Origin of the sequence: Roseovarius sp. MMSF_3359, from assembly GCF_030733385.1 — a bacterium.
Taxonomy (GTDB): Bacteria; Pseudomonadota; Alphaproteobacteria; order Rhodobacterales; family Rhodobacteraceae; genus Roseovarius.
In genome coordinates, this window is the sequence record NZ_JASHJC010000005.1 from 245,883 (window position 1) to 261,311 (window position 15,429).

Annotated in this window: 18 protein-coding genes; 10 read left to right on the forward strand and 8 right to left on the reverse strand. The window is 60.6% G+C overall.

The genetic code is table 11. The annotated features are described in order from the left end of the window. Window positions 1-10 precede the first annotated feature (10 nt). Together RBB29_RS09710 and RBB29_RS09715 are read right to left on the reverse strand one after the other, a co-directional pair. Window positions 11-1,264: a COG4223 family protein gene (locus tag RBB29_RS09710; RefSeq protein WP_306114866.1), complete on the reverse strand. Its 1,254-nt coding sequence runs from the start codon at window positions 1,262-1,264 to the stop codon at window positions 11-13. Window positions 1,265-1,313: 49 nt separating this feature from the next. Continuing rightward, on the reverse strand, window positions 1,314-2,045 hold the full coding sequence (locus RBB29_RS09715) for a uroporphyrinogen-III synthase (protein WP_306114867.1): 732 nt from the start codon (window positions 2,043-2,045) through the stop codon (window positions 1,314-1,316). A 72-nt stretch (window positions 2,046-2,117) separates the two neighbouring features. Between RBB29_RS09715 and tsaD the strand changes: the two genes are divergently transcribed. From tsaD to RBB29_RS09740, 5 genes are read left to right on the forward strand one after another with little or no spacing between them, the layout of a single operon-like run. Beyond that, window positions 2,118-3,215, forward strand: a complete 1,098-nt coding sequence (gene tsaD, locus RBB29_RS09720) for a tRNA (adenosine(37)-N6)-threonylcarbamoyltransferase complex transferase subunit TsaD (RefSeq protein WP_306114868.1) — start codon at window positions 2,118-2,120, stop codon at window positions 3,213-3,215. After that, window positions 3,212-4,171 carry an NAD(P)H-dependent glycerol-3-phosphate dehydrogenase gene (locus RBB29_RS09725; RefSeq protein WP_306114869.1) on the forward strand — a complete coding sequence of 320 codons (960 nt, stop codon included), beginning with the start codon at window positions 3,212-3,214 and terminating at the stop codon, window positions 4,169-4,171. Before tsaD ends, RBB29_RS09725 begins: the two co-directional genes overlap by 4 nt. Continuing rightward, complete coding sequence (locus RBB29_RS09730; protein ID WP_306114870.1) at window positions 4,171-4,437, forward strand: YciI family protein; 267 nt, start codon at window positions 4,171-4,173, stop codon at window positions 4,435-4,437. The genes RBB29_RS09725 and RBB29_RS09730 overlap by 1 nt, the downstream gene beginning before the upstream one ends. 3 nt (window positions 4,438-4,440) lie before the next feature. Then, window positions 4,441-4,860, forward strand: coding sequence for an EVE domain-containing protein (locus RBB29_RS09735; protein WP_306114871.1), 420 nt, complete (start codon window positions 4,441-4,443; stop codon window positions 4,858-4,860). A 41-nt stretch (window positions 4,861-4,901) separates the two neighbouring features. Further along, window positions 4,902-5,297 (forward strand): DUF1761 domain-containing protein, encoded by a 396-nt coding sequence (locus tag RBB29_RS09740; protein WP_306114872.1) that lies wholly within the window; start codon window positions 4,902-4,904, stop codon window positions 5,295-5,297. A gap of 238 nt (window positions 5,298-5,535) precedes the next feature. On the opposite strand, the gene RBB29_RS09745 is transcribed toward RBB29_RS09740, so the two are convergent. From RBB29_RS09745 to RBB29_RS09760, 4 genes are all read right to left on the reverse strand, one after another. After that, a complete protein-coding gene (locus tag RBB29_RS09745; RefSeq protein WP_306114873.1) occupies window positions 5,536-5,877 on the reverse strand; it encodes a DUF2853 family protein in 342 nt (113 codons plus the stop codon). A gap of 130 nt (window positions 5,878-6,007) precedes the next feature. Beyond that, window positions 6,008-6,739, reverse strand: coding sequence for an extensin family protein (locus tag RBB29_RS09750; protein ID WP_306121138.1), 732 nt, complete (start codon window positions 6,737-6,739; stop codon window positions 6,008-6,010). Window positions 6,740-6,743: 4 nt separating this feature from the next. Then, window positions 6,744-8,135, reverse strand: coding sequence for an adenosylhomocysteinase (ahcY, locus tag RBB29_RS09755; RefSeq protein WP_306114875.1), 1,392 nt, complete (start codon window positions 8,133-8,135; stop codon window positions 6,744-6,746). Window positions 8,136-8,355: 220 nt separating this feature from the next. Beyond that, entirely contained in the window at window positions 8,356-8,670 is a 315-nt protein-coding gene (locus tag RBB29_RS09760) for a hypothetical protein (protein WP_306114876.1), read from the reverse strand. 266 nt (window positions 8,671-8,936) lie between these two features. Here RBB29_RS09760 and RBB29_RS09765 point away from each other — a divergent pair, with 266 nt between their 5' ends. The 3 genes from RBB29_RS09765 (at window position 8,937) to RBB29_RS09775 (ending at window position 11,070) form a co-directional block, all read left to right on the forward strand. Beyond that, the gene (locus RBB29_RS09765) at window positions 8,937-9,839 is read left to right on the forward strand and encodes an FkbM family methyltransferase (RefSeq protein WP_306114877.1); all 903 of its coding nucleotides are present in this window, start codon (window positions 8,937-8,939) and stop codon (window positions 9,837-9,839) included. A gap of 67 nt (window positions 9,840-9,906) precedes the next feature. Then, window positions 9,907-10,470 (forward strand): HD family hydrolase, encoded by a 564-nt coding sequence (locus RBB29_RS09770; RefSeq protein ID WP_306114929.1) that lies wholly within the window; start codon window positions 9,907-9,909, stop codon window positions 10,468-10,470. A gap of 3 nt (window positions 10,471-10,473) precedes the next feature. After that, window positions 10,474-11,070 carry a glutathione S-transferase family protein gene (locus tag RBB29_RS09775; protein ID WP_306114878.1) on the forward strand — a complete coding sequence of 199 codons (597 nt, stop codon included), beginning with the start codon at window positions 10,474-10,476 and terminating at the stop codon, window positions 11,068-11,070. On the opposite strand, the gene RBB29_RS09780 is transcribed toward RBB29_RS09775, so the two are convergent. Further along, window positions 11,067-11,618 (reverse strand): ActR/PrrA/RegA family redox response regulator transcription factor, encoded by a 552-nt coding sequence (locus tag RBB29_RS09780; protein ID WP_306114879.1) that lies wholly within the window; start codon window positions 11,616-11,618, stop codon window positions 11,067-11,069. The genes RBB29_RS09775 and RBB29_RS09780 overlap by 4 nt on opposite strands. Window positions 11,619-11,695: 77 nt before the next feature. Continuing rightward, window positions 11,696-12,325 (reverse strand): SCO family protein, encoded by a 630-nt coding sequence (locus RBB29_RS09785; protein WP_306114880.1) that lies wholly within the window; start codon window positions 12,323-12,325, stop codon window positions 11,696-11,698. 89 nt (window positions 12,326-12,414) lie between these two features. On the opposite strand from RBB29_RS09785, the gene regB reads away from it, so the two are divergent. Together regB and RBB29_RS09795 are read left to right on the forward strand one after the other, a co-directional pair. Further along, the gene (regB, locus tag RBB29_RS09790) at window positions 12,415-13,806 is read left to right on the forward strand and encodes a sensor histidine kinase RegB (RefSeq protein WP_306114881.1); all 1,392 of its coding nucleotides are present in this window, start codon (window positions 12,415-12,417) and stop codon (window positions 13,804-13,806) included. Window positions 13,807-13,896: 90 nt separating this feature from the next. Continuing rightward, the gene (locus RBB29_RS09795; RefSeq protein ID WP_306114882.1) at window positions 13,897-15,420 is read left to right on the forward strand and encodes a PAS-domain containing protein; all 1,524 of its coding nucleotides are present in this window, start codon (window positions 13,897-13,899) and stop codon (window positions 15,418-15,420) included. Window positions 15,421-15,429 lie beyond the last annotated feature (9 nt).

Genomic DNA, 15,429 nt, shown 5'->3' on the forward strand with positions numbered 1-15,429 from the left:
CCTCTCGGTATCAATTTAGCTTCGCGCTCAATTCCTGCGCGGCGGAAACGGCATCCTTGCGGCTTTGGACCTGGCCGGTCCAACCCGCCAACTCTGCGCGGCCTTCATCGGGAAGGGCTTCGATCTCGGCCAGGGCATCGGCAAGTCGGCCTTCGCGCACCGCCGCCTCAACCCGCGACAGAACCGCGTCGGGATCGTTGCCCTCACGCGGCTCCAGTGACCTCGCCCCAAGTTGCGTCCGCAAAAACGCACCAAATCCGCTGCCTTCGGTGTCTCCGGCGGCATCCCGTGATGCCGACAGCGCGGCGCGGGCCGCATCCGGGAAACTCTCCTGCAGCGCCGTCAAAGAGGCCACGCCGCCCGAGGCAGGTTGCGCCAGCGCGTCCGGCACGGCTACGCCCAACCCTTCGAGATCCGCAAGTGCCGCATCATACCCCGTCCCGGCATCCAGCGCCGTCATGACCCGGGTCAGCGCCGCCCGCTGCAACGTCGCCTGCGCGGCAGCCTGGGCGTTTTCTTCGAGGATCGCAGAATGTTCGGTCATCGCATCGACCGCGGCACGCAGGTTATCGAGTTCCTGCTGCTGCGCGGCCAGCGCCGCACCAGAGGCGCCGTCGCCAACCGGCTCGCTGGCAAGATTCGACAAGCGTGACTCCAGCTCGGTCATACGGTCCGCTAGGCCGGCAATGGCCGCCTGATTGTCTGATTGCGCATCCTCAAGACCGCTAAGGTCACCCCCCAGTTCAAGCGCCTCGGCCCGGCTGGTCAAATCGGACAACAGGGCCGTCTGATCGTCGATCTTACGCTGCAATTCCGCGATCAGGGCCTGATCCGCGCCGGGTTCCGGCAGCACGAAACGCGCCAGGCCAAAACCAATCGCGGCCGCAACCAGCCCGCCCAGAACCATGGGTACGAAGCCGCCCTGCCGAATGACAACGGGTTCGGGTGCCGGACGCGGCGCGGGTGCATCCTCGGCGGCATAAGCCGTCGTACCCTCGGTGTCATCTTCGGATTTGTGCTCGGCCGGGTCGGGTTGCTCTTCGGCGTTTTCGGCATCCTCAGCGGCCGTTTCATCGTCTGCGTGTTCGATTTCCGCCCCGGGCTCCTCGGGCGCTTCAACCGGATCGGTTTCCTCTACGATCTCGGCATCTACCACGTCTTCGATGGGTTTCTGGTCGCTCTCGGGAACTTCGGTCGCATCATCAGCGGCCATTTCTTCGACCTCGGATTTCTCAACCTTCGAAGATTTCTTTTTATTCGCCAACGTCAGCCACCCTTTTCGAATCTCGCACCGCTACGACACCTCAACGACCTTACTGCGCCCGTTTTCCTGTCTCAAGCGACTTCCCCTGATCGACCAGCCGCTGGATCACATCCAGCATCGCGGCGGCATCGGGCCGTTCGGCCACGATGAGTTCACCATCAAAGCCATCCGGCACCATCGCAGCCACCGCAGCACTCAGGGCAACAACAGTCATTTTAGGTCGCCCCTTGCCATTGGCGAAGAATAATTGCGCGGTGCGGGGCGAGAACAGGGGAAGAATGACCGGTCCATCCCCCCGAAGCAGCCGTTGCGCCTGATCTGACAGCGGATTCGGCACCTGCCGGTAAAGCACCGCCTCACTTGTTGGAATGCCACTTGCGCCAAGCCGCCGTGCAATATCGCCCACGGATCGGTCACCCCGGATATGCAGGCACGGACCGGTCACGGCGTCCGATTGCACGCGCACGACCAGATCATCCGCGGCGCCCGAGGATGAAATTGCGGTCAGCCCATGATCGCGCGCCACCTGCGCCGTCGCGTCACCCACGCAATAGCAGGTGATATCGCGCCGGTCGCTGGCCCTTGCAAAAGCCTCGACACCATTGCGCGAGGTGAAGATCAGCCGTGTGATGCCGTCCAGATCGGGCAATTCCCCGGCAAAAACAATCTTCAACAGCGGTGAGATTTCGATGGCGACGCCACATCCGACCCGCTGCCTGATCGCGTCGGCAAACAGCGCGCCTGCCGGGTCGGGCCGGGTGATCAGGATCGTGGGCGTCATCAAAGCTCTGGTGTTGTTTGCCGGACGCTCCGGTGATACCTGCCAGAGGGGCAACACGCAACGGGCGACCAAATGAGCACGGCGCTGACACTTCTGGGGCTTGAAAGCAGCTGCGACGATACGGCGGCAGCGGTGGTGCGGATCGTACCGGGCCAGCCCGCGCAAATCCTGTCATCCGTCGTTCATGGGCAGGAAAGCCTGCATGCAGATTTCGGCGGTGTTGTCCCCGAAATCGCCGCACGTGCCCATGCCGAAAAACTCGATATTTGCGTGAAACAGTGTCTAACTGAAGCCGATTGCGGCCTTGACGATCTCGATGCCGTGGCAGTGACTGCAGGGCCGGGGTTGATCGGTGGCGTGATGTCCGGTATCATGTGCGCCAAGGGGATTGCGGCGGGGGCCGGTCTGCCCCTCGTGGGGGTCAATCACCTGGCCGGGCATGCCCTAACGCCGCGCCTGACGGACAACGTGCCTTATCCCTATCTCATGCTGCTGGTTTCTGGCGGGCATTGCCAGCTCCTGATCGTTCGCGGCCCTGATGATTTCACCCGTTTGGGCGGCACCATCGATGACGCCCCCGGTGAGGCATTTGACAAGACGGCGCGCCTTCTGGGCCTGCCACAGCCCGGGGGGCCTTCGGTAGAGCGCGCCGCCACCAAGGGTGATGCCACGCGGTTCAGGTTTCCCCGCCCCCTGCTCGACCGCGACGGGTGTGACATGTCCTTTTCCGGTCTCAAGACCGCTTTGCTGCGCACCCGCGATCAGGTTGTGACGGAGAAAAGCGGCCTATCGCGCCAGGATCGCGCCGACCTCTGCGCCGGGTTTCAGTCGGCAGTGGCGGATGTGCTGGTTGAGAAAACACGCCGGGCGCTGGCGCTTTATCTCGCCGAGAAACCGGGAGTGGCCAGTCTGGCCGTCGCCGGGGGTGTTGCGGCAAATAGGGCGATTCGAGGTGGGTTAGAGACTGTTTGCGCCACGGCAGGTTGTCAGTTTATGTCGCCTCCACTCGCGCTCTGCACCGATAACGCGGCGATGATCGCCTATGCCGGGGCCGAATTGTTTTCAGTAGGTCAGCGCGACGACATGACCCTTGCCGCGCGGCCCCGATGGCCCCTGGATAAATCCAGCCCCGCGCTGCTTGGAAGCGGCAAGAAGGGGGCCAAGGCATGATTTACGTGTTTGGAGCAGGTGCCTTTGGGACCGCGCTGGCGATCTCGATTGCCGGGAATGGTCCGGTCACCCTCTGGGCGCGGGATGCAGAAAACGCCACCGAAATAGGCAAAACCCGTGAAAACGCCGCGCGTCTGCCCGGTGCGGCCCTTCCTGCGCCAATGAACGTCACCGCGGAGATGCCGCAGGTGACAGCCACCGATATCTGCCTCTTGTCGGTCCCGACACAGAAACTCCGTGGTTTTTTGACCGAGCACGGTGAACACCTCTCCGATGCGCATCTGGTCGCGTGCTGCAAGGGCGTCGAGCATGGAACCGGTCTGGGGCCGGTTGAGATCATCGCCGAAATCGTGCCAACAGCGGTCCCTGCGATGTTGACCGGGCCGAGCTTTGCCCATGACATTGCCAAGGGAATGCCCACGGCCCTGACCCTCGCCTGTGCCGATGACGCAGCAGGGGAGGTGCTGCAGCAGGCGCTGACCACTCCCAATCTACGGCTTTACCGCACCACCGACACCATAGGCGCGCAATTGGGCGGTGCTTTGAAGAATGTCGTGGCGATTGCCTGCGGCGCGGCGATGAGCGCAGGCCTGGGCGAAAGCGCGCGAGCAGCCTTGATGACCCGCGGTTTCGCCGAAATGTCGCGTATGGCCGCCGCGTTGGGGGCCGAACCGGACACGCTCGCTGGTCTTTCCGGCTTCGGCGATCTGACGCTGACCTGCACCTCGGAACAATCCCGAAATTACCGTTTTGGGCAGAGTTTGGGTCGAAACGAGCCTTTTGACGCCGCGATCACGGTTGAAGGCGTGGCGACCGCCCGAGCGGTGCAGGAACAGGCCAACGCGATGACAATCGACATGCCGATCACCGACACGGTCGTGGCCCTGACAGATGGAAAATTGCGTGTCGACCAAGCCATGGATATGCTGCTCTCACGACCACTAAAGGAAGAATGATGCTGATTGCCCTGATTGCCCGAGACAAACCCGGTGCCCTGCAAATCCGTCTGGATACGCGCGATGCCCATGTTGCCTACCTCAAGGAGACCGGCGTATCGCAGGCCGGGCCGCTTTTGGATGACGAGGGGCAGATGTGCGGGTCGCTGATCGTGCTGGATGTCCCGGACATGGCGGCGGCGCGGGCCTGGGCCGACAAGGACCCGTATGCCCATGCCGGGCTTTTTGCCGATGTGCAACTAATCCAATGGAACAAGGTGATCTGAGCGATGCAATACTGGCTGTTCAAATCCGAACCCTCCACCTGGAGCTGGGACGACCAGATGGCCAAGGGCGATATCGGCGAGGAATGGGACGGCGTGCGCAACTATCAGGCGCGGAATTTCATGCGCCAGATGGAGATCGGTGATCGCGGGTTCTTCTATCACAGCCAGACCGAAAAGGCGGTTGTGGGCATTGTCGAGGTTGTTGCCCTGGCACACCCCGACAGCACCACCGACGATGAACGATGGGAATGCGTGGACATCAAGGCCATCAGCCCGGTCAAGACACCCGTGACGTTGGAGATGATCAAAAATGATCCGCGTCTGGCCGAAATGGTGTTGGTGAAAAACTCGCGCCTGTCGGTTCAACCGGTGGCCGAGGCCGAATGGCGGATCGTATGTGAGATGGCCGGAGTCGACCCCTAGGGCGGGGCGTTGAAACAGGTTGAAAGACGAGGGAGGGAAAGATGGAAATTCTGAACGTGTTGGTGGCGGGGATTGCGTCCTATGCCTTTGGCGCGGCATGGTACATGACCTTGTCCAAGCCGTGGATGGAAGCCTCTGGGGTTGAGGTTGGCGCCGATGGGAAACCCGCCAACAATTCAAACCCGGTGCCGTACCTGATCGCCTTTGTCATGGCGATCATCGTCGCGGGCATGATGCGGCATGTCTTTGCGCTGAGCGGGATTGATACCTTTGGCAAGGGGCTGGTTTCGGGCCTTGGCATCGGGCTTTTCATGTCGAGCCCTTGGCTTGCAACCTGCTATGCGTTCGGGGGCAGGCCCTTCAAGCTGACCTTGATCGATGCAGGCTACGTCACTTTCGGCAGCGCCATCATGGGCGCGGTCCTGACGCTTTTCTGAGGCGCAAAAACGAACGGAGGATGCAGGCAAATACGCCGGCACCCTCCGTTTCCCCACGTGCTCCCTACACACCACACGCGTATCTCGAATTAGGTTCCGGCCATACTGGCCTATGCGGTGGACCATAGACCAGGTTCGGTTTTTTCACAAACATCAAGTAGTTAGAATTCGTCTCAAAAGACGCAAAGCAAAACGCCCGCCGGTGGGCGGGCGCATCTCATGCTCGGATGGCAAGATATCAGCCGTAGACTGACTCTTTCCCGAAATGCTTGGTCAGCATGTAGTAGACGACAGCGCGATACTTGTTGCGCTCGGAACGGCCATAGGTGTCGATCACCTGATTGATCGCGTCCATCAATTGCGGCCCATCGGCCAGACCCAGTTTCTTGACCAGAAAGTTATCCTTGACCGTTTCAAGCTCGGCCGGTTGTCCGGCGGCCACGGTCGATGCGTCGGCGTCGTAAATCGCCGGGCCGCAGCCGATTGTCACCTTGGTCAGCAGATCCATATCCGGTGTCATGCCGCATTTGTTACGCAGGTCGTCCGCATATTGTGCGATCAGATCGTCACGTCGTCCCATTAAAGTCTCCCTCCTGTCCGGCAACATGCCGGCTCATTCCACTATTCAGCCCCAAGCGGTGCTGGCGACACGATAACCACTGAGGCCATCTGCTCAAAGGGAAAACTTGATGGCTTCTCCCCGTCGGCCATCAACGGCACAAACCCCACCCGCTGCCCTGCAGGTGAAAATGGTCCGCGTGGAGCGCGTTGTAATCGGGGCCGAGGCTGACCGGGAACCAGAGGCATGCGCTGGCAAACGCATCTCGCAGGAAGCGTGCGGTGGCGTCCTCGCCATCCCAATCGGCTTTGAGCCGGATCACCCGGCCATCTTTCGTGCGGAAGCCGGAGATGTCGATCGCATCCGCCGTTGCGTGACTGCTCATGCGCCCACCGGAACCGCCGGGGGTTCGTATCTGGCGACAATTATAGCTTGAGAAATGGCGGATATCGCTCACCTGCGTGTCCAGATGCCGTGCCGCCGCGACTTGAAGCCCGTGCTTTTCCCACATGGCGAGGCGCAAGGCGGTTTGGCATCTCGTCTCAACCCGGGGCAGCCGGGCATTGCCAACCTCCGTCAAGGCAATGCGGGGGGTGATGTGGCATTGCGGACTGTCCTGTAACGGCGCCAAGCGGGTGAATGCCGCGCCTTCCAGTGCCTGCAAGCAGGCGGCATCGGAGGAAAGCGCGTTGCGAAGTTTCCATTTTGTCAGGCCGGTCAGGGGGGCCTCGACATCAAGCGGAGTGAAGGGGTGCCAGGGGTCCGGAAGTGGCGATTTCGGGTGAAACAGGGTCACATATCCACCGAACAGGACCACGATGAGACCCAAACGCAAAACCGCCCGACGCAAGGCCGGGCGGAATGCTTTCCAGTCGTAGCGCATCCGCTCAGTAGCGGTAGTGCTCGGGCTTGAACGGTCCCTCGGGGGTCACACCGATGTAAGACGCCTGATCCACGCTCAGCTCGGTCAGCTTGACGCCGATCCGGTCAAGGTGAAGCCGCGCAACCTTCTCATCAAGGTGCTTGGGCAGGATATAGACCTGGTTGTCGTACTCATCGCCCTTGGTCCAAAGCTCGATCTGCGCCAACACCTGGTTGGTGAAGCTCGCCGACATCACGAAGGACGGGTGCCCGGTGGCATTGCCGAGGTTCAAAAGACGCCCTTCGGACAGAAGGATCAGGCGATTGCCCGACGGCATCTCGATCATGTCCACCTGGTCCTTGATGTTGGTCCATTTGTGGTTCTTCAGGTTCGCCACCTGAATTTCATTGTCGAAATGGCCAATGTTGCCGACGATCGCCATGTCCTTCATCTCGCGCATATGCTCGATGCGGATCACGTCCTTGTTGCCGGTGGTGGTGATGAAGATATCGGCGCTATCGACAACATCTTCGAGACGCACGACCTCGAACCCGTCCATGGCGGCCTGCAGCGCGCAAATAGGGTCTACTTCGGTGACTTTGACCCGTGCACCGGCCCCGCGCAGGGACGCAGCGGAGCCTTTGCCCACATCGCCGTAACCCATGACAACGGCAACCTTGCCCGCCATCATCGTGTCGGTGGCGCGGCGGATACCGTCGACCAGCGATTCCTTGCAGCCGTATTTGTTGTCGAATTTCGACTTGGTGACGCTGTCATTCACGTTGATGGCCGGGAAGGGCAACTGGCCCTTCTTGTGCAGATCATAGAGGCGATGCACGCCTGTGGTTGTTTCCTCGGAAACGCCCTTGATCGCATCCCGGGTCTTGGTGAACCAACCCGGTGTTTCGGCCATACGCTTCTTGATCTGCGCAAAGATGACCTCTTCTTCTTCCGAGGTCGGTGTTTCGATCAAGCCGATCTCGCCCGCCTCGACTCGCGCGCCCAGCAGGACGTAAAGCGTGGCGTCGCCACCATCGTCGAGAATCATGTTCGCGCCTTCGGGGAACATGAAGGAGCGGTCGAGGTAATCCCAATGCTCTTCCAGCGTCTGGCCCTTGACCGCAAAGACCGGCGTGCCGCCTTCGGCAATCGCGGCAGCCGCGTGGTCCTGCGTCGAAAAGATATTGCACGAAGCCCAGCGGACATCCGCCCCCAGAGCCACCAGCGTTTCGATCAGAACGGCGGTCTGGATCGTCATGTGCAGGCTGCCGACAATCCGCGCGCCTTTCAGGGGTTTGCTCTCACCGTATTCGTCGCGCAGCGCCATCAGGCCCGGCATTTCCGTCTCTGCGATATCGAGCTCTTTGCGGCCAAACGCCGCCAGGCTGATATCCTTGACCATATAATCTTTCGCCATACCCGTGGCTCCTTCAAGCAATCTGTTTGTGGGGCAGATAGCATCAGAGTCCCGGTTCGGCAATGCGGCTTCGAGCGGCGCGCCCGAGCGTCGGCATCGCGGTGCCGTCCAGAGGCCGCAATATCGTGGTGTTTTGATGCCGCGCAGGCAATCAATTATGCGTCATCGCGCGACAGTATGACCGCCCGTCCCGTGTCGCCGTTCGCTCAGCGGTCAGGAGTTAGCTCTCGGTGCCTTCCGGCTCATCGAGCAGATGCGCCTGGTACCAATCCGTGCCGGTCGCGACGATACAGGCCATGCCTTCCGGCGTGGTCAGGATCACGGTGAAGGTGCCGGTCTCTTTCGACGCCCAAACCTCGACCACCGAGCTTTTGCTTTGCGAGGCCTGCAGCCCGCCACCGGCGAAGCTCTCTGAATACTTGGTCTTCAACCGCTCGACGACCATATCGCGCTTGGCACAATTCGCGGCAAACGCCGGCAGGGACGCCACAATCAGAGAGATGCTCAACCCCGCCCCGATCAGATGCTTGTACATTGCAAGCTCCTTTTCATTTTTTAGGGGGCGGTACGCAAAGGGAGGATTGCGTACCCCCCAAACTGCATTGCTTCTTTCGCGAACGTGACGAATGTTCAAGTCCCGATCACGAAATGGCAGCAGATCGTGAGGCAAGAGTGCGACCGAAATGTGGCAGAAATGTGGCAACCGGTGGTGCCGATGCCTAGCTGTGCTTCTGATGACGCATTTACATGGGCCAGCCCCGCAGGCTAGGCACGAAAACACCGCGAAGGATGGGATGAACCATGTCACAGAACCGGAAGATCGGCTTTTCAAGCGCCGCCGCGCGGGTGCAATACCTCTTGCTCATGGGGCTTTTCCGGCTGGCAGTGACGCGCGGCCTCTATGGCCGTTTCGCGCGGGGTCTGGGCCGTGTGTTCTCGCCGCAAAACGCGGTTTTTGTCCGCCAGGGCGACGAGCCGCCGTTCAAGATCTATCTCAACGACGGCTACTGGACCCGGTTTGCGCTTTATCACACCGACTATGAGACCGAGGTCGAGACCGTGTTGCATCACGCGGCGGGGCATACGGATGTCTTTTGCGACCTTGGCGCCAACAAGGGGTATTGGTCGGTCCGGGCCGCGCCGCTCTTTTCGCAGATTCATGCGGTCGAGGCGGCGGCCGGGACGTTCGCGTCCCTGACAGAGAATGTCGACACCCTGCCGAATGTCACCCGTCACAAACGGGCGATTCACGCGGAATCGGGTCGAAAGTTGCAATTCCTGAACGTCCCGCTCAGCCACGCATCGGCCCGGATCGCGGAGGCAAACGAGGGTGCCGATGAAACCGTCGAAACCATTGCGATTGATGACCTGATCCCATCTGGGACGGCGGCATTGATAAAGCTCGATGTTGAAGGGGCAGAAATCGCGGCCTTCGATGGTGCAGGGCGGGCGCTTTCGGACGGGTCGGTGTTCATCTACGAGGATCACGGCAATGACCCCGCGTGCCTGCCGAGCGCACATGTCCTTAAAAACCCCGAAAACAGTGTCTATTTCGTCTCAAACACGCCCCGGAAGCTCTGTACCGTGGCAGAGATCCGCGCGGTCAAGACGGACCCTTTCAAGGGTTACAATTTTCTGGTGGCGCGAGCGGAATCGGAATTGTTGCGCGCCATCCTCGAAGGCTTTGCAAAACCGGGCGGGTGAGGCTACGAGTATCGAACCCAACCCGCGAGAGTAATCCCCCGTGCGAAAACCCCGTGCCTGGCAAAAGATGCTATCCGGTCGCCGCCTCGACCTGCTGGACCCGACCCCGGTGGATATCGAGATCGAGGATATTGCCCATGGGCTGTCCTTCGTGGCGCGATGGAACGGGCAAACGCAGGGGGATTTTGCCTATTCGGTGGCCGAACATTCGCTGCTGGTTGAGAATCTTTATAGCCGTCTGAACCCCAAGGCGCCCGCGAAATGGCAACTCGCCGCACTTTTGCACGATGCGCCGGAATACGTCATCGGCGACATGATTTCGCCGGTGAAAAACGCCGTTGGGCCGGGATATGGGGAGCTGGACCTGCGGCTGACCGCGGCCATTCACCTGCGGTTTGGCCTGCCTGCGGCGGTGCCGCTTGCGGTCAAGAAGCAGATCAAGAAAGCCGACAAGATCAGCGCATGGATGGAGGCGACCCGCATCGCCGGTTTTTCCGAGGCAGAGGCCAACCGGTTCTTCGGCAAACCGGATGCGTCGATCATAGATGGTTTGGAACTGCGTCTGCGCCCGCCGATGGACGCGCGGAACGATTATCTGGCCCGCCACGCGGAATTGCTCGCGCTGATCTGAGCCATGTCACAGGAACCCAAAGGCACACTCTATTACGTCGATGGATCGCCATTTGCCCGTTTGATCCGAGTTTTGGTGCGCGAGTGGACCTATCCCACCACCGAAGTCAAACTGCCCTTTCCCCTTCCAGACGATTTCTTTGACCTGTCTCCCCTCGGTCAGGTGCCTGTGTTGCGGACAAAAGAGAAGGTGCTGTTTCCAACGGCCGCAATTGCATCCCATTTATCCGAAGCGACCGGCCAGAAACCCTACGATACGCAGCTCTTGGCCGCACTTTTATCATGGGCCGACAGTTTAGTGGCCGCGTTTTACCAGGAATGGGCCGGGTTGGTTCCGGTTCCGAAGAAAAACGCTCTCGGGTTTGATCCGGCGACATGCAACCTTGAACGGGTAGGGCCATTCCTCGACTGGGTTGCCCAAAGGATCGACCCAAAAACGCCGGGCGCGCCGGAGTTTGCGTTGGGTTGTATATTGAACTGGGTCGATTCCCGCAGACCTATCGACTGCAAGCACCCAGAGGTCATTACGGAACTGATCCGCCGCCTTGGCGACCGGGCCAGCTTTCAGGAAACGGTGCCAGCGCCCTGGTCTGCGGACTAACGGGGCGACCTTTTGGCCAGAATACGCTGCAACGTCCGGCGGTGCATGTTGAGCCGCCGGGCAGTTTCGCTGACGTTGCGGTCGCAGAGCTCATACACCCGCTGAATATGTTCCCAGCGCACACGATCCGCACTCATCGGGTTTTCCGGCGGCGGCGGCAGCTCGTCTTCGCTGGCCAGCAGGGCATTTGTGATATCCGTCGCATCCGCCGGTTTCGACAGATAATCCGTCGCCCCGATCTTGACGGCGGCAACGGCGGTGGCAATTGCGCCATACCCGGTCAGGACGACAACCCGGCTGTCGGGGCGACGTTCGCGGATCACCTCGACCACATCGAGGCCGTTGCCGTCCTCAAGCCTGAGGTCGCAAACCGCGTAGGCCGGCGGCCGGGCCGTCGCAATCGCCTTGCCTGCGGCCACCGATCCGGCGGTTTCCACGGCAAATCCACGTTTTTCCATGGCCTTGGCCAACCGACGCAAAAATGGTTCGTCATCATCGAGGAGAAGAATGGATTTATCCTCGCCAATGTCGCGCAGGTCTTCAGCCATCGTTCACTCCCATTCGGCGCAAGTTCAAAAAAGCGTAGCCCGAGCCGCAGGTCAGGTCAAACACCTACCCGTGCCACTCAGCCGATCTCCATGAAGCACTGGATGCGCTCGGCCATCTCTTCGGCCGTGTCCTCGCGCCGGAAAAACTCCATGAACCCCTTTTCGGGAAACATCAGGTAGCTCTGCGTGGAGTGGTCAACGAGGTAAAACTCCTCGTCCCCCTCGTCGGGTTCGTGGATCTTCGAATAGGCGCGATAGGCCTTGCTTGCGACGCTGATCTGTTCCTCGGAGCCGGTCAGCCCGAGCATCCGCGGGTGCATATAGTCGGTAAATTCCCGCACGACCTCGGGCGTATCGCGCTTGGGGTCAACGGTAATGAACACCGGTTTCACCATCAGGCCACGCTCTTCGAGGATGGCGACCGCATCGGCATTCCGCGCGGCATCAATCGGACAGACATCCGGGCAGAAGGTATAGCCGAAATAAACCAGCGTTGGCTTATCTATCACCTCCTTTTCGGTCACCGTGTCACCGGTTTCACTGACCAGCGTGAAAGGGCCGCCGATTGCCGCGGCGCCACCCGCCACGGAGGTGGCCCGGCATTGGGCATATTCGTCATCCGGCGCGAAAAAACTCGTTGCGGCGTACATTCCTGCAAGGCCGAGCACCACCAGAGCGGCGGCGAAAATCGCAACATTGCGTGTCATGGCGTAATCCTTACTCTGGTCGATGATGGTGTTGTCGATTGCATATCTAACACCGCGAACGGAAACCACAACGGGACCAAGGCGCGCAGATGACAGATATGACGACGGACCCGATCAAGTCACGCGACAGGGGCAATTGGATTCGTCTGCGGACACTGGTTCTGCTGCGTTGGTGGGCGATCGCCGGGCAGCTTTCCGCATTGCTCATTGCGCAGCGGGTCTATGCGCTTGATCTCGAGATGGGGCTCTGTTTCCTGGTTATCGGCGTGTCGGTGCTCAGTAACCTGGTTGCCTTTTTCGTTTACCCCGAAAACAAGCGGCTGCGCGAAACGGAGACCATGCTGTTCGTGCTCTTCGACATGCTGCAGCTCGGTCTGATGCTGCATCTGACGGGGGGCCTCAACAACCCGTTTTCGATCCTGATCGTCGGGCCGGTCACCGTGGCAGCCTCGGCGCTGTCATCCCGGTCCACCCTGTTCCTTGGCCTTGCCGCGATTGCCATCGTGTCGATGCTGATGGATTATCACCTTCCCTTGCAGACCGAGCAGGGTTTCGTTCTGCGGGTCCCGGATGTGTTCCGGTTCGGCAATTGGGTGGCGATCGTGATCGCGGTGATCTTTCTTGGGGTCTATTCCCGCTGGATCGTATCTGAAATGCAGGCCATGTCCGACGCGCTGGAGGCGACGCAGATGGCCCTGGCACGGGAGCAGAAACTGACCGACCTTGGCGGGGTCGTCGCCGCTGCCGCCCATGAGATGGGAACACCCCTGGCCACGATCAAACTAACCAGTTCCGAGCTGGCCGACGAATTGGACGACGCGCCCGAGCTTCGCGATGATGCGCTTTTGATCCGCGAGCAGGCGGATCGGTGCCGCGACATTCTCCGCTCCATGGGACGGGCGGGCAAAGACGACCTGCACCTGCGCAAGGCACCGCTCATGTCGGTCGTCGAAGAGGCGGCCGAGCCGCATCTGGAGCGCGGCAAGACCGTGCATTTCGATGTCGATCTCGACCCCGAGAAGGAACGGAATCAACCGATCATCCTGCGGCGTCCGGAAATCATTCACGGGCTTCGCAACCTGGTGCAAAATGCCGTCGATTTTGCCGCAGCGAATGTCTGGATCGAAAGCGGCTGGACTGACGAGCGCATCACCCTGCGGATCATCGACGATGGCAAGGGGTTTCCGTCCCAGGTTCTGTCACGGGTGGGCGAGCCTTTTGTCAGACGCCGGTCCCAAAGCGATCCGCGCAGACCGGGATATGAGGGGATGGGATTGGGCCTATTTATCGCCAAGACACTGTTGGAGCGATCCGGCGCGGATATCAGCTTTGCAAACGGGCCGGAAACGACCCCCGCCGATGCCGCGGGCGCCGCGCGGACAGGGGCGGTTGTCGAATTGTCATGGCCCCGGCAGGACATCGACGCGATGTCAGATCAGAACCGGCGGCCAGAGGCCAAGAATGAGCAATTCACGATCTGACAAATGATCAGGCTGTTTACCTTGGTTAACCTTGCCTTAACCAAGTGAAGGCAATCTGCAGGTGGGGACGTCCAGCAAGGGAATCTGTCTATGGATGGAAATACTGTCTTCAACCTGGCCGGCATTTTTGCGATTTCGGTCATCGGATCGCTTGTCGTCCTTTGGATTTTCGGCGCGGTTCTGGGCAGTGGACGACGATCCAAAGGGACCCTCGCGTCACAGGCAGTCACCGAGAACACGATCCTGTTTCGAAATGGCGTGATCGACGGCCATGACCTGAATGCGCTCAGTGCCCTTGGAACGGTCGAGGACTGGAATGACCTGCGCGCCTGGCTGAGTGACCGGTTTGCCGATCTGCCGGAATACCTGCCGGACGATCAGACGCAGACATCGACCTACCACACCCATGACCGCATCAATGACGAGGCGACCGTGACCATCGCCGCCAGCAAGGGCATGACCTGTGTCACTCTGGTCGATCCCATCGAATGCCAGCCCGTGGACCGGCATCAGGCCATGCGCCTCAAGACCGCGCAGGCCGAAGATCACCTTGCACTGATGACCGCCCCTTGCGCGATCTGGAAGACCAACACCGAAGGGGTGGTGACCTGGCGCAACGCGGCCTGCACCCGCCTGCTGGGCGAGCAGTTGGGCCATGTGATGGAGAATGTCGAGATCCCTGAGGAACCCAGCGACAGCGCCAGTTCACGGATCGCAATCCCGCATCCCCATGGCAACGCCACGATCTGGTGCGATGTGGATGTGTTTTCGACAGAACGCGGCGCGATCCACTACGCCACGGATGTCACCAACGCCGTCCATGCCGAAGCGGCGCAGCGCGAATTCGTCCAGACCCTGACCAAGACATTTGCCAATCTCACGACCGGCCTGGCGATCTTTGACCGCAACAAGCAACTTGCATTGTTCAACCCGGCGCTGGTCGACCTGACGGCCCTGCCCGCAGAATTCCTGAGCGGCCGGCCGAGCCTCATGAGCTTCTTTGACAACTTGCGAGACCGGCAGGTGATGCCGGAGCCAAAGAACTACGCGGATTGGCGGGCGCAGATCAACGCGATGATCGAAACCGCCTCGGACGGGTTTTACCAGGAAACCTGGTCTCTTCCCTCGGGGGTCACCTATCGCGTGACGGGCCGTCCGCACCCCGATGGCGCGGTTGCGTTTCTCTTCGAAGACATCACGGCTGAGATTTCCCTGACCCGCCGTTTCCGGGCGCAAAATGACCTGCGCCAGTCGGTGATCGACAAACTCGACCATGCGGTGGCGGTGATCGCAGCGAACAATGTGGTGATCTTCTGCAATGCGACCTGGACGGACATGTTCGGCGTTGACCCGGATACCAGCTTTGCCGAATTGGGCATTCGCGATCTTGTGACCATCTGCGCGCAGAAATACCCGCATCCGGACTTCTGGCAAACGGTCGAGACGCTGGTCACCGGTCCGTCTCTGGCTGGGCCTGTCGAAGAGGTGATCGACACCGAGACCGCCGGGCCGCTTCATTGCCGCCTCGTGCCCGTGGTGGGCGGCGCGGCGATCATCTGCCACCCGATCTCGCAGCCCGCCCGGAGCGTCAAACCGGAACCCGTCGCCTCCTGATCCCTGTTG

Coding starts and splice junctions, on each gene's coding strand:
- RBB29_RS09785 (WP_306114880.1), bottom strand. CDS start 12,325: ATGACACGCAATGTTGCGATTTTCGCCGCCGCTCTGGTGGTGCTCGGC.
- RBB29_RS09715 (WP_306114867.1), bottom strand. CDS start 2,045: ATGACGCCCACGATCCTGATCACCCGGCCCGACCCGGCAGGCGCGCTG.
- RBB29_RS09730 (WP_306114870.1), top strand. CDS start 4,171: ATGCTGATTGCCCTGATTGCCCGAGACAAACCCGGTGCCCTGCAAATC.
- RBB29_RS09725 (WP_306114869.1), top strand. CDS start 3,212: ATGATTTACGTGTTTGGAGCAGGTGCCTTTGGGACCGCGCTGGCGATC.
- ahcY (WP_306114875.1), bottom strand. CDS start 8,135: ATGGCGAAAGATTATATGGTCAAGGATATCAGCCTGGCGGCGTTTGGC.
- RBB29_RS09775 (WP_306114878.1), top strand. CDS start 10,474: ATGTCACAGGAACCCAAAGGCACACTCTATTACGTCGATGGATCGCCA.
- RBB29_RS09740 (WP_306114872.1), top strand. CDS start 4,902: ATGGAAATTCTGAACGTGTTGGTGGCGGGGATTGCGTCCTATGCCTTT.
- RBB29_RS09770 (WP_306114929.1), top strand. CDS start 9,907: ATGCTATCCGGTCGCCGCCTCGACCTGCTGGACCCGACCCCGGTGGAT.
- RBB29_RS09780 (WP_306114879.1), bottom strand. CDS start 11,618: ATGGCTGAAGACCTGCGCGACATTGGCGAGGATAAATCCATTCTTCTC.
- RBB29_RS09795 (WP_306114882.1), top strand. CDS start 13,897: ATGGATGGAAATACTGTCTTCAACCTGGCCGGCATTTTTGCGATTTCG.
- regB (WP_306114881.1), top strand. CDS start 12,415: ATGACAGATATGACGACGGACCCGATCAAGTCACGCGACAGGGGCAAT.
- RBB29_RS09765 (WP_306114877.1), top strand. CDS start 8,937: ATGTCACAGAACCGGAAGATCGGCTTTTCAAGCGCCGCCGCGCGGGTG.
- tsaD (WP_306114868.1), top strand. CDS start 2,118: ATGAGCACGGCGCTGACACTTCTGGGGCTTGAAAGCAGCTGCGACGAT.
- RBB29_RS09745 (WP_306114873.1), bottom strand. CDS start 5,877: ATGGGACGACGTGACGATCTGATCGCACAATATGCGGACGACCTGCGT.
- RBB29_RS09760 (WP_306114876.1), bottom strand. CDS start 8,670: ATGTACAAGCATCTGATCGGGGCGGGGTTGAGCATCTCTCTGATTGTG.
- RBB29_RS09735 (WP_306114871.1), top strand. CDS start 4,441: ATGCAATACTGGCTGTTCAAATCCGAACCCTCCACCTGGAGCTGGGAC.
- RBB29_RS09750 (WP_306121138.1), bottom strand. CDS start 6,739: ATGCGCTACGACTGGAAAGCATTCCGCCCGGCCTTGCGTCGGGCGGTT.